This is a genomic window from Ruegeria sp. BB6 (assembly GCF_056539385.1).
This window is the reverse complement of sequence record NZ_JBQFUW010000008.1, coordinates 170,715-183,814: the sequence shown is the minus strand read 5'-3', so window position 1 is coordinate 183,814 and position 13,100 is coordinate 170,715. Positions and strand designations below refer to the sequence as shown.

Sequence of the window (13,100 nt, the reverse complement as noted above, 5' to 3'; positions counted from 1 at the left end):
CCTTATTCAGCCGGGACCGCGACGGACAGGCTGGCTTCTTTAGCCGGTGCCTTCCGCACAGTCATCCACAGGTTGTAGCACATGATCACACCGCCCGCGACGTAGAGCACACCGCCCAGCGCACGCACCACATACATCGGGAACTTGGCGGCCACGGTGTCAGCGAACGAGTTCACCAGGAAGCCGTTGGCATCAACTTCACGCCACATCAGACCTTCCATGATACCGGTGACCCACATCGACGCGGCATAAAGAACGATACCAATCGTGGCGAGCCAGAAGTGCCAGCTGACCATCTGCAGCGAATACAGACGCTCACGCTTCCACAGGACAGGCACCAGGAAGTACAGCGCACCAAAGGTGATCATACCGTTCCAGCCCAGAGCGCCAGAATGCACGTGACCAATGGTCCAGTCGGTGTAGTGGCTGAGGCTGTTCACAGCACGGATCGACATCATCGGGCCTTCAAAGGTGGACATGCCGTAGAAGCCGACCGAGATGACCATCATACGGATGATCGGGTCGGTGCGCAGCTTGTCCCAAGCACCCGACAGGGTCATCAGACCGTTGATCATACCACCCCAAGAAGGCATCCACAGCACAATCGAGAACACCATGCCCAGCGTAGAAGCCCAGTCAGGCAGCGCGGTATAGTGCAGGTGGTGCGGACCGGCCCAGATGTACAGGAAGATCAGTGCCCAAAAGTGGATGATCGACAGCTTGTACGAGAACACCGGACGCTCGGCCTGTTTCGGGATGAAATAGTACATCATGCCCAGGAAGCCGGCGGTCAGGAAGAAGCCCACGGCGTTGTGGCCGTACCACCACTGGATCATGGCGTCCTGTACACCCGACCAGACGATGACCGATTTCGACCCCCAGATGCTGACCGGGATGGTCAGGTTGTTGACAACGTGCAGCATCGCGACGGTGACGATAAAGGCCAGGTAGAACCAGTTGGCCACGTAGATATGCGGCTCTTTCCGCTTGACGACAGTGCCCAGGAAAACGGCCAGATACGCAACCCAGACGATGGTCAGCCACAGATCGACGTACCATTCGGGCTCAGCGTATTCCTTGGATTGTGTTCCACCCAGAACATAACCGGTCGCGGCCAGTACGATGAACAGCTGATACCCCCAGAACACGAACCACGCCAGGTTGCCGCCCCAAAGACGCGCGGCACTGGTGCGCTGTACCACGTAGAACGAGGTTGCGATCAAGGCGTTGCCGCCAAAGGCAAAAATCACTGCAGATGTGTGCAGCGGACGCAAACGGCCAAAATTCAGATAGCCCTGCGCCCATTCAAAATTCAAAACGGGAAAGGCCAGTTGAAAGGCGATAAATGTTCCGGCGATGAACCCGATCACGCCCCAGAAGGCGGTGGCGATAACGCCATAGCGGATCACGCCGTCCATATATTCGGCCGAATGATCCACAAGAATATCTGGCTCGTCGGTGTTTCTAAGCGTCCAGATGAACAATCCGCCGGCGATCAGCATCACCAGAATTGCATGCACCTGATACGCCAAATCGCGTGCATAATTGGTCCCGATCGCGGCAAAAACCACGATAAGACCAAGCACGATCAGCTTGATGTAATTTGACATATTGCGTCCCTTTGCCATGCTCTGCGCGATTCTCTTATATCGCAGAACCTTATTGACTGGCTGCTCTTTTGTCGGACAGCCGCCTCAACTGCCTTGATCTGTGTCAAGACAAGCCGCCGAATACTATGACAATGCTATAGAAACGACTGGGCCAGAAAGTCGCATTTTGCAGTGGTCCGAAGGCAAGAGGTCAAAATGGCTTACAAATCTCTTCTTACTGTCATGACAAATACCGAACAATCGAACGCAGCGCTCACGCAGTTGGCGGCGCTTGCCTCGGCTCAGGATGCCCACGCCGAAGCCCTGTGTCTGGGGGTCGATCGCAGTCAGACAGGGTATTACTATGCGGGCGCAAACGCCCTGATCCTGCAAGAGACGCTGAGCCGCGCGAATGCAGAAGCCGAGGAGATTCTGGCCCACGCAAAAGAGTTTCTGGGTAAATCCGGCATCCGGTGGTCGGCCGAAAACGGAGTGGCGCAGATCGCGGACATCGGACGTCATGTTGCCCACCGTGCACGATTCTCTGATCTGGTGGTTCTGCCTCAGCCATATGGCGAAGATCGTGGCGCAGAGTGTGAACCCATAGTAGAAGCGGCCATGTTCGAGGGTCACGCCCCCGTTCTCATCACTCCGGCAAACGCGCAACCGTTCGACCGGCCGGGCACCATACTGATCGGCTGGAACGAAAGCGTCGAGGCCATGCGCGCCATTCGTCGCGCCCTGCCCTTCCTGAAACAGGCCGAGCTTGTACGGATCGTCGTGATCGACCCGCCTCGCCACGGCCCGGACCGGTCCGATCCGGGTGGGATGCTGTCGCAAATGCTGGCACGGCACGGCGTGAAATGTGAAATCGACGTTCTCAGCAAGACGATGACCCGTGTATCAGACATCCTGAATCGTCACGCCTCGGACACCGAAGCCGACATGATCGTCATGGGTGCCTACGGGCATTCGAGATTCCGAGAGGCCATTCTGGGCGGCGCAACGCGAAACATGCTGGAACAATCGCCTGTTCCTGTATTTCTGGCGCATTGAGGCCAGCAAAAGAAAACCGCCCCAAGGGGCGGTTTTTTTATCCTCGCCGTACGAGACCGATCAGGAACAGCAAAATGACTGCTCCAATCGTGGCAAACAAAATCGACGAGAACACGCCGCCCCCAACCGAAAAACCAAGCGCCGGAAAGATCGTTCCTGCCAGAAACGCGCCGACAACCCCGACGATGATGTTTCCAAACAGGCCGAAGCCCCGGCCTTCCATGATCTTGCCGGAAAGCCAACCGGCTACGGCACCAATGAAGATCATGGCCAGTAGGCTGCTGAATTCCATGGTTTGCTCCTGAACTGACTGCACTCAGCCCACTAAACCATGACTGATGCGTCAGGTCACGTCAGACCAGAAAACCACCGTCTGAGTCGTCGCCTGCTTCTTCCATCAGACGGCCCATGTCCGGGATGGTCACGTGGCGTTTGCCTTCAAGGCTAATGACGCCGTCCCGTTTCAGCGCTGAAATCTGGCGGCTGACCGTTTCCAGGGTCAAACCAAGGTAATCCGCCATAGCCTCACGCGTCAGCGGCAGGTCAAAGACAATCGGCCCGGCATTCCCCTTTGGACTGATCGAGGCATCCCGGCGGGCGATGATAGACAACAGGCTGGCGATCTTTTCGCGCGCGGTTTTGCGCCCAAGAACCAGCATCCATTCGCGCGCTGCGTCCAGCTCATCCAGCGTCATCTGCAGCAGGCGGTGGGCGATATGCGGGGTCTCGTTCATCAGTTCTTCAAAAGGCTTCTTGCGAAAGCAGCACATCACCAGATCGGTCGTAGCCTGCACATCGTAAGGCGCCGATTCGCGACCGGGCCGTCCGACAAAATCGCTGGGAAGCAAAAGCCCAACCATCTGTGTGCGGCCGTCTTCCATAGTCTGGGTCAACGACGCGATGCCAGACACGACCGATCCCACAAAATTCATCTGATCACCGGACCAGATAATCGTCTGACCGGCCTCAAAACTGCGGTAATACTTAATCGTTTCCAGCTCTTCCAGCTCATCGGCATCGCAATGCGCGCACACGGCCCGATGGCGGATCGGGCAGTCAGCACAGTTCGCATGGTCGATCTTGAATGTGGGTGTCATACACGTTTCCACTTGATCTCTATCAAGGTATCTTTGCGGGCCGTCCTTTAACGGTATCGCCATGATAGTTAAACCACAACTGGCACGGCTTGGACTATTTGACGCGAAAGTACCGCGTTACACAAGCTATCCTACCGCCCCTCACTTCAGCAATGACGTGGGGGCAAGTCTTTATGGGGACTGGATTTCCCGGATCAAGCCCGGCTCTGCCATCTCTTTGTACGTCCACGTCCCATTCTGCCGCAGGCTCTGCTGGTTCTGCGCATGCCGGACGCAAGGCACCCAGACCGACAACCCAGTCATCGCCTATGTGGATGTGCTGAAAGCCGAACTGGATCTGCTGGCTGAACGTCTTCCACAAGGGGTGACCCTGTCGCGCTTGCATTGGGGCGGCGGTACACCCACCTTACTGAGCCCGGATCTGATGCGTGATCTGGCAAAGCGTATTCTGGAGATTGTTCCCCTTGGCCCGAACGCCGAGTTCTCGGTCGAGATCGACCCGAACGAGATTGACGAAGCGCGTCTGGACGCACTGGCAGAGGCCGGAATGAACCGGGCCTCGATCGGGGTTCAGGATTTCGACGACGAAATTCAGAAAACTATTGGCCGCATTCAAAGCTACGACACCACCCGCAAAGCAGCAGAGATGATCCGCGCACGCGGCATTTCCAGCCTGAATGCAGACATCCTGTTCGGCCTACCGCATCAGACCAAGTCGCGGATGACCGAAAGCGTGCAAAAGCTACTGTCGCTCAGCCCGGATCGCGTGGCGCTATACGGGTATGCCCATGTTCCATGGATGGCCAAACGGCAGCAATTGATTCCGTCCGACGCGCTGCCCACCCCGGAACAGCGTCTTGATCTTTTCGACACGGCACGCCGCCTGTTCATGTGGGACAACTACGCCGAAATCGGCATCGACCACTTTGCGACGCAGGATGACGGCCTGACCCAAGCTCTGAAAACTGGGCGGCTCAAGCGGAATTTTCAGGGCTATACCGACGATCAGGCCGAAGTTTTGATCGGAGTCGGCGCAAGCTCGATCTCGCGCTTTCCGCAGGGCTACGCCCAGAATGCGCCCGCAACGTCGGCCCATACGAAAGCGATCCGCGAGGGGCGCTTCTCGACGTCTCGTGGACATGTGTTCAAGGGGCAGGACGTGCTGCGTGCCCGATTGATCGAGGCACTGATGTGCGACTTTCAGATCAACTCAGCCGAAATCCTGCGCGACCACGATATTTCTGCCGCCGAGTTGAACCAGATGTATCAGACCGCCAACACATCGTTTGATAATCTGCTTAGCGTTACCGAGGACGGCCTGTTCATCCCTACGGAAGCGCGGGCTTTGACCCGGATAATTGCCCGTAGTTTCGACGCCTATGACCTCAGCAAAGCAGGGCACAGTTCGGCGATCTGACGTCTTGCAGATTGCCCGGCTCTGCGGTCCGTCGCCCTGAAATACGTGCAGGGGCTTGACGCAGGTATCCGATTTTCTCCACACTTGGGCTGTGCGATCCGCACCCTGAGGCAGGTGAATTCGCAGACAGTTCTTGCCGACGCATCCGCGTGGGACGGTCCTTTTCGTGCAGGTATTACTGCAACCTGAAAGAGGGACAGCACTCATGCGCGTTTTCACCGTCCTCGGCCCCAGTCAGTCGGGCAAGACAACCCTGGTCGAGGCCATTAGCCGCCTCGACGGTCGACCCACCACATTCGACGTATCCGGAACCGTGCATATGCACGGTTTTTCTTATTTGGACGAACAATGGTGCGCCGTCGACGTCGATGGCGGCGGGGATAATCTGGGCTATGTCGGCCCGGCCATGGCCATTTCCGACGCCGCTGTTGTGGTTGTACCCCCGGACCCGGACGCGGCCGTTCTCTGCGCTCCTTATCTGAGGTTGGTGGCGGAGGCCGGGATTCCCTGCTTTTTGTTCATCAACCGTATGGACAGCCCAAACGGGCGCATTCGGGACATCATTGCGGCACTACAGACCTATTGCGTTCATCACATCGCGTTGCGGCAAGTCCCCATCCGTGACGGAGAATCCATCGTTGGCGCGGTCGATCTGATTTCGGAACGGGCCTGGAAATACCAAGAGGGGAAGCCCTCGAATCTGATCGAGTTGCCCCAATCTGTGGAAGACCGTGAACAAGAAGCCCGAACCGAGCTTTTGGAAACTCTGTCCGATTTTGACGACAACCTGCTCGAACAACTGATCGAAGACAAACAGCCCCCCAGCGCCGAGATTTATGACCTTGCCGCGCAGGTATTGCAGAACCATCAGCTTATCCCCGCCTGTCTGGGATCCGCCAGCCATGGCAACGGCCTGACGCGCCTGATGAAAGCCTTGCGGCACGAAGCGCCCGAGTTTGACATCGCAGCCGGTCGCGATGAGGCCGCCGAAAACGCCCGTGCGATCGCAGGATTTGCCGATGTGAAAAAGCATATCGGCAAGATCATCGTCCTGCGCGGACTGGGAGACGGCGTAAAAGCCCATGAGCCATTGGGCGGAGAGACCGTTGGTAATCTGACGGGTTTAGATGCAAAAACCCAGATCGACAAGCTGGACGCGGGACAAATCGGGCTGGCGGTCAAGTCTGATCACCTGAACCCCGGCAATCTCTATGACAGCAAAGAGGCCACGCCGCTGCCCGAGTGGGCCTCGTCCCATCCAGCGGCCCACCGTCAAGTGGTCTCACCCGCGCACGAACGCGACGATGTACGTTTGTCCAATGCCCTGACCCGGTTGGTCGAGATTGACCCCGGACTGCACATCCAGCAGGACGAGCTGAGCGGACACTCAGTTCTGGGGTCTCAGGGACCGCAGCATATGCGCCGTGTCAGCGCGAAACTGGCTGAGGATTTCGGGATCGAGATCGAAACCGACCCGGTTGAAACCGCCTATCGGGAAACCATACGTACGCCGATTGAACATCGGCACCGCCATCGCAAACAGTCCGGCGGGGCCGGGCAATTCGCCGATGTCGTCATCTCGGTCGCGCCTATGCCGCGCGGGTCAGGATTCCAGTTTGAGGAGGTGGTCAAAGGCGGCGCCGTGCCGCGCAACTATATCCCCTCGGTCGAACACGGGGCCAAGGACGCGCTTGAACAGGGCCCCGAGGGGTTCCCGGTTGTAGATGTGAAAATCACGCTGAGCGACGGCAAACACCACAACGTGGACAGCTCGGACTATGCCTTCCGCACGGCCGGAAAAAACGCTGTGCGTGAGGCGCTGCCACAGGCCAAACCCGTGGTGTTGCAACCGATCCTGAACGCCGAGATTCACCTGCCATCGGATTTCGTGGGCGATCTTGTTCCCACGATCAGTTCGCTTCAAGGTCAGGTTCTGGGCTTTGAGGGCAATCCCAACGCATCAGGGTGGGAGATTTTCAACGCGCAGCTTCCTGCGGTGGCCGAGGATGAACTGCACCGCAGTCTGGCCAGCGCCACACGCGGCACCGGTTGGGTCAAACTGAGCTTTGATCACTATGAGGAACTGCGTGGCCCGGTGCCAAAACAGGCGGCAAAGGAAAAAGCCAGCGCCTGAGCAAACCGCAGGGCGGGCTTCAGCCCGCCGCTGCGATCAATTCCCGGGTGTAATCCGTCTGAGCGTTTTCAAACAAATCCTCGGCCGCGCCCATTTCAACCACGTCGCCATTTCGCATGACGATGACGTTATGGGACATGGCGCGCACGACTTTCAGATCGTGGCTGATGAACAGATAGGCCAGCCCGTATTTGCGTTGGAGGTCACGCAGCAGATCGACGATTTGAACCTGCACCGTCATGTCCAGCGCGCTGGTGGGTTCATCCAGAACCAGTAGCTTGGGCCGCAACACCATTGCTCGCGCGATGGCGATCCGCTGACGTTGGCCGCCTGAGAACTCATGCGGGTACCGGTCCATTGCAGCCGGATCCAGCCCCACTTCGGTCATCACCTCAGCCACCAGTTCACGCGGGGCGCGGTGCGGGTCAACTTTGTGAATCGCCAGACCTTCGGCAATGATCTGCTGGCACGTCATGCGTGGGCTAAGGCTGCCGAACGGGTCCTGAAACACGATCTGCATATCCTTGCGCAACCGGCGCAGCTGTCGCGTGGACCAACGTCGGACATCCTGATCGCGGAAGGTGATGCCACCTTCGGAGGCGATCAGGCGCATGATCGCCAAAGCCAGCGTTGTCTTGCCCGACCCGCTTTCGCCCACGATCCCCAGCGTCTCACCCGCGCGCACGCTGAGCGTGGCGTCGTTGACCGCCTTGACGTGTCCCACGGTCCGCTTCAGGAACCCGCGCTGGATCGGGAACCAGACCTTGAGGTGATCAGTCCGCGCGACCTCTTCTGCATCCGAGGCCACCGCCTGTGGGTGACCGGACGGCTCGGCCGCCAGCAGCTTGCGGGTATAGGGGTGTTGCGGGTCGTCGAAAATCTCGGCCGTGGGGCCGGTTTCGACGATCTCACCATCCTTCATCACGCACACACGGTCCGCGATCCGGCGCACGATGCCAAGGTCATGAGTGATGAACAACATTCCCATGTTTTCGGATTTCTGCAACTCGGCCAGCAGTTCGAGGATCTGCGCCTGAATGGTCACGTCCAGCGCCGTTGTCGGTTCATCCGCGATCAGGATGTCGGGCTTGTTGGCCAGCGCCATCGCGATCATCACGCGCTGCCGCTGTCCGCCCGAAAGCTGGTGCGGATAGCTGTCCAGACGATCCTGCGGGTCGCGAATACCAACCTTTGTCAGCAGCTCGACAATTCGGTCACGCGCTGCATCGCCGGTCAGACCCTGATGCAAGGCCAGGGATTCCGCCATCTGTTTCTGGATCGTATGCAGCGGGTTGAGCGAGGTCATCGGCTCTTGAAAGATAAAGCTGATGTCGTTGCCGCGCACATCCATCAACCTGTCCTCGGACGCGCCGATCATCTCATTCCCGTCATACCGGACGGAACCTTCGACGATCGCGCTATCGCCCAGCAGCGACACTGTCGACAAGGCTGTAACGGATTTACCCGATCCGGACTCCCCCACCAAAGCCACTGTTTCACCACGGTCGACGGTGAATGACACCCCCTTCACCGCCGCGCTGACCTGCCCGTCCTGTTTGAACGAGACCTTGAGGTTGTTCACATCCAAAAGGCTCATGAGAAGGTCTTTCTGGGATCAAACGCATCGCGCACGCCTTCAAAGATGAAGACCAGCAGCGACAGCATGATGGCAAAGGTAAAGAACGCCGTGAACGCCAGCCACGGGGCTTGCAGGTTCTGTTTCGCCTGCAAGGTCAGCTCACCCAGAGACGGGGCCGAGGACGGAAGGCCAAAGCCAAGGAAGTCCAGCGAAGCCAACCCACCAATGGTGCCCGTGACGATAAACGGCATGAAGGTCAGCGTGGCGACCATCGCATTCGGCAGCATGTGACGGAACATGATGGTCATGTTGCCCACACCCAGCGCACGCGCCGCGCGCACATATTCAAGGTTCCGCGCCCGCAGGAATTCGGCCCGGACAACCCCGACCAGCCCTGTCCAACTGAACAGGATCATCAACGCCACCAGCAACCAGAAACTTCGGCCCAGTATGGCAAACATGATGATGATCACATAAAGCGAGGGGGTCGCGGACCATATTTCGATGATCCGCTGGAAAATCAGGTCCAGCCAACCGCCGAAGAACCCCTGAATAGCACCGGCGAAAATCCCGATCAGGCTGGCAACGCCGGTCACCATCAGGGTGAACAGGATCGACAGCCGGAACCCATAAATCACCCGCGCCAGCACATCGCGCTTGGTGTCGTCCGTACCCAGCAGGTTCTGGCCATTTGGAGGCAGCGGCGCGGCACCCGGCCGGTCAACGCTGGTGTTGAAGGAATAGGGGATCAACGGCCAGATGGCCCAGCCGCGCTCGAACCCTTCGGCTTGGAACGTACCGGCATCGATCTGCTCGATAGTGCCCTCGGGGTCGTCGAAACACTGCTCCAACCCGCCGCTGTCGATCAGGCAGCGCACTTCGGGATCGCGATAGATCGCCTCGGTCTGGAAGTCGCCCCCAAACTCGGTTTCGGCGTAGAAGTTGAAGACGGGCGTGTAAAACTCGCCCCGGTATTTCACGAGGATCGGTTTGTCATTGGCGATGAATTCGGCAAACAGCGACAGACCGAACAGGATCGAGAATATGATCAGCGACCAGAAGGCCCGGCCATTGCGCCGGAAATTGCGCCAACGACGTTGATTAAGCGGAGAAAGCGCCATCTACCCCTCCCGCTTTTCAAAGTCGATGCGCGGGTCGACCAGCACGTACATCAGATCACTGATGATGCCGACCACCAGCCCCATCAAGCCAAAGATGAACAGCGTGCCGAAGATCACCGGGTAATCGCGCGCAACGGCCGCCTCGAACCCCAATCGGCCCAACCCATCCAGCGAGAAGATCGTTTCAATAATGATCGACCCGCCAAAAAACACGCCGATAAACACCGCAGGGAACCCCGCAATCACGATCAGCATGGCGTTGCGGAACACGTGACCGTACAACACCTTGCCCTCGCTCAAGCCCTTGGCGCGGGCTGTCATCACGTACTGTTTCTTGATCTCGTCGAGGAACGAGTTCTTGGTCAGCAGCGTCAGGGTTGCAAAGGCCGAAATGGTCAGGGCGATAATCGGCAACGTGATGTGCCAGAAATAGTCGGCGATTTTTCCCATCAGGCTTAGACTGTCCCAATTGTCCGATGTCAGCCCCCGCAGCGGGAAAATCTGCCAGTATGACCCACCGGCAAACAGCACGAGCAACAGGATTGCGAACAGGAAACCGGGAATAGCATAGGCCACGATGATCGTTCCGCTTGTCCAGGTATCAAAGGTCGAGCCGTCCTTGATCGCCTTGCGAATACCCAGCGGGATCGACACCAGATAGGCAATCAGCGTGGACCACAGACCCAGCGAGATCGAGACAGGCATTTTTTCGAGGACCAGATCAATAACGCTGATCGACCGGAAATAACTCTCGCCGAAATCCAGTGTCAGGTAGTTGCCCATCATGGACAGGAAACGCTCCAGCGGTGGTTTATCGAACCCGAACTCTTTTTCCAGTTCTGCAATGAATTCCGGCGGCAAGCCACGGGCACCAACGTATTTGTCGTCGAACGAGCCTCCGGCGGGTTCGGCGGCAGCACCGGCATCTCCGGCACCCGCGAAACCTGCGAAAACGTCACCCTGCCCTTCGATCTGCGCGATGATCTGTTCGATCGGCCCGCCCGGTACAAACTGAACCAGCGTGAAGTTGACGATCATAATGCCCAGAAGCGTGGGAATAACCAGCAACAGGCGTCTTAGTATATAGGCGCCCATGTTACCGCAGCGCGCCCTTCGTCTTTAACGCAGCCTCTTTCTCGGGGTTGACCCACCAGAGATCAAGGTAGCCAAGCGAAAATGGCGGCAGGTTTTCGGGGTACTCGTACATGTCGTAATAGGCCGTCCAGTAGTCCGCCACGTATCCATCGGGAATAATGAAGAACTCATACCGCAGCACGCGATCCAGCGCCATAAGCGCGGCGTCCTGTTCGGCCTGATTTGTTGTGTCAAAAGACGCCTCAATCACGGCATCCACCAGCGGGCTGGCAAGCCCAGCCGGGTTGAACAAGCTGAACGCGGCTTCTTCGGAACCGTACATCTGGCTCAAACCGCCGCCGGTCGACAGGAATGACCCATACCGGGTGGAATGAACCATGTCATAGTCCCGCTCGCGCCGGCGCAGCGTGAACTGAGACGGGTCCACCTTTTCCGCCGAGGCGTCCACGCCGATCGACTGCAAGTTCTGCACGAAAGTTTCGATCATCGTCGCGGTCGAGGTTGGAATGCTGGACGCATAGGGGATGTTCACCTTGAGGGTTTCACCAGCCGCATTACGGCGCAGATTGCCATCGCCCACAGGCCACCCGGCCTCATCCAGCAGTTTCGACGCCTTGCGCAGGTTGCGGCGGTCGTTCAAGCGCGCCGGGTTGGATTCATGCGTCGAAAGCGCCGGTTCGCTCAGAACATCTGCGGGGACCACGTCACCCAGCGTCTCCAGAAACGCCAGTTCAGCCCCTTCCGGCACGCCTGCTGCCTCAAGATGCGTTCCCTGAACAAATGAGTTCCGCGGCGAGTTCAATCCGAACATCAGCGATTCATTGGCCCATTCAAAATTAAACGCCAACGCCAAGGCTTTGCGCACGTTCTTATCCGCGAATTGCGGCTTGCCCAGGTTGAAAACAAAGCCCGATGGCGTCGGAGGGCTGCCATCGACAATCTCATCTCGCACGACTGAACCTTCGCTCAGTTTTGGAAAATCATAGCTGGAGGCCCAGAGTTTGGGGTCACTTTCGATACGCATCGTATACTCGCCCGCCTTGAACCCTTCAAAAGCAGCGGTCTGGTCGGCGAAATACTCAACCCTAATGGTATCGTAGTTGTTGCGCCCCACATTTATAGGCAGGTCTTTCGCCCAATAATCGTCACGGAGCTTGTAAACGATGCGGCGATTGATGTCGTAACTGTCCAGCTTGTACGGCCCCGACCCTACCGCAACCTCAAGCCGGGGTTCATCCAGACGGCGGCTCTCGTCCGCTTCAAACCACGCTTTTGAGAATACAGGCGTTGACCCGACGGTCTCGATCAGCCCACGTCTTGTTACTTCGGGGCTAAAGGTAAACTTGACGGTGTGGTCATCCAGCGCTTCGGACCCCGTTACCATCCGACCAACAGCTTGCGCGTAGGATGGCAGACCCTGCTCGATAAACAGGCGATGGCTATAGACCACGTCCTCAGCCGTTACCGGGGTGCCGTCCCAAAACGTCGCCTCGGGCCGCATGTGAAAGATCACGTAGTTGCGGCCTTCATCATATTCCATGCTTTCAGCCAGCAGGCCGTAATACTGCCCGACACTGTCTGCGGTGCTGTCGATCAGCGAGTCGTATTGCAGCGTCGTAAGCGCCCCGGCCCGACCTTTGCGCGAATAGGGGTTCAGAGAATCAAACGTTCCGGAACCAGCCAGCGACAACTCTCCCCCTTTGGGGGCTTCGGGGTTCACATAATTCAGGTGCGGGTAGTCTGCGGGATAGTCGAGATTTCCGAAATACGAATAGCCGTGGCTTCGGGTGACATTTTCCTCGGCAGAATGGGCTTGGTTTCCAATGCCCAAAATGAACGCTGCAGTAATCCCCATCAGTGCCGCCCAAGGCCGAACATTCGATACGCGCGGTGCGGGCGACAGGGGTTTCATGTGCTCATCCTCTGGATCGTTGACTTCTTTAACCTTGTAAGCGCCAGCTAAAAGACCAGCACTGTCATATGCAAGTTTAGAATGCGTGAACGCTTTGTGA

At 57.9% G+C, this 13,100-nt stretch carries 10 protein-coding genes; 3 read left to right on the top strand and 7 right to left on the bottom strand.

Features of this window, described 5'->3' with window-relative positions:
* Positions 1-2 precede the first annotated feature (2 nt).
* Entirely contained in the window at positions 3-1,610 is a 1,608-nt protein-coding gene (gene ccoN, locus ACR0B7_RS17655; protein ID WP_170415607.1) for a cytochrome-c oxidase, cbb3-type subunit I, read from the bottom strand.
* Positions 1,611-1,805: 195 nt separating this feature from the next.
* Here ccoN and ACR0B7_RS17650 point away from each other — a divergent pair, with 195 nt between their 5' ends.
* Positions 1,806-2,645, top strand: coding sequence for a universal stress protein (locus tag ACR0B7_RS17650; RefSeq protein WP_170485711.1), 840 nt, complete (start codon positions 1,806-1,808; stop codon positions 2,643-2,645).
* A 37-nt stretch (positions 2,646-2,682) separates the two neighbouring features.
* Here ACR0B7_RS17650 and ACR0B7_RS17645 read toward each other — a convergent pair whose 3' ends face one another.
* Positions 2,683-2,937 carry a GlsB/YeaQ/YmgE family stress response membrane protein gene (locus ACR0B7_RS17645; RefSeq protein WP_170385992.1) on the bottom strand — a complete coding sequence of 85 codons (255 nt, stop codon included), beginning with the start codon at positions 2,935-2,937 and terminating at the stop codon, positions 2,683-2,685.
* 61 nt (positions 2,938-2,998) lie between these two features.
* On the bottom strand, positions 2,999-3,742 hold the full coding sequence (gene fnrL, locus ACR0B7_RS17640; protein WP_170385995.1) for a transcriptional regulator FnrL: 744 nt from the start codon (positions 3,740-3,742) through the stop codon (positions 2,999-3,001).
* Positions 3,743-3,803: 61 nt separating this feature from the next.
* Between fnrL and hemN the strand changes: the two genes are divergently transcribed.
* Together hemN and ACR0B7_RS17630 are read left to right on the top strand one after the other, a co-directional pair.
* Positions 3,804-5,159, top strand: a complete 1,356-nt coding sequence (gene hemN, locus ACR0B7_RS17635) for an oxygen-independent coproporphyrinogen III oxidase (RefSeq protein ID WP_170485712.1) — start codon at positions 3,804-3,806, stop codon at positions 5,157-5,159.
* Positions 5,160-5,364: 205 nt separating this feature from the next.
* Positions 5,365-7,293, top strand: a complete 1,929-nt coding sequence (locus tag ACR0B7_RS17630; protein WP_170485713.1) for an elongation factor G — start codon at positions 5,365-5,367, stop codon at positions 7,291-7,293.
* A gap of 19 nt (positions 7,294-7,312) precedes the next feature.
* On the opposite strand, the gene ACR0B7_RS17625 is transcribed toward ACR0B7_RS17630, so the two are convergent.
* From ACR0B7_RS17625 to ACR0B7_RS17610, 4 genes are read right to left on the bottom strand one after another with little or no spacing between them, the layout of a single operon-like run.
* Complete coding sequence (locus ACR0B7_RS17625; RefSeq protein WP_170485714.1) at positions 7,313-8,890, bottom strand: ABC transporter ATP-binding protein; 1,578 nt, start codon at positions 8,888-8,890, stop codon at positions 7,313-7,315.
* Positions 8,887-9,993, bottom strand: a complete 1,107-nt coding sequence (locus ACR0B7_RS17620; protein WP_170485715.1) for an ABC transporter permease — start codon at positions 9,991-9,993, stop codon at positions 8,887-8,889. Before ACR0B7_RS17620 ends, ACR0B7_RS17625 begins: the two co-directional genes overlap by 4 nt.
* The gene (locus ACR0B7_RS17615) at positions 9,994-11,088 is read right to left on the bottom strand and encodes a microcin C ABC transporter permease YejB (protein WP_170386010.1); all 1,095 of its coding nucleotides are present in this window, start codon (positions 11,086-11,088) and stop codon (positions 9,994-9,996) included.
* Between the two features lies 1 nt (position 11,089).
* Positions 11,090-13,000, bottom strand: coding sequence for an extracellular solute-binding protein (locus ACR0B7_RS17610; RefSeq protein ID WP_170485716.1), 1,911 nt, complete (start codon positions 12,998-13,000; stop codon positions 11,090-11,092).
* Positions 13,001-13,100: the final 100 nt, after the last annotated feature.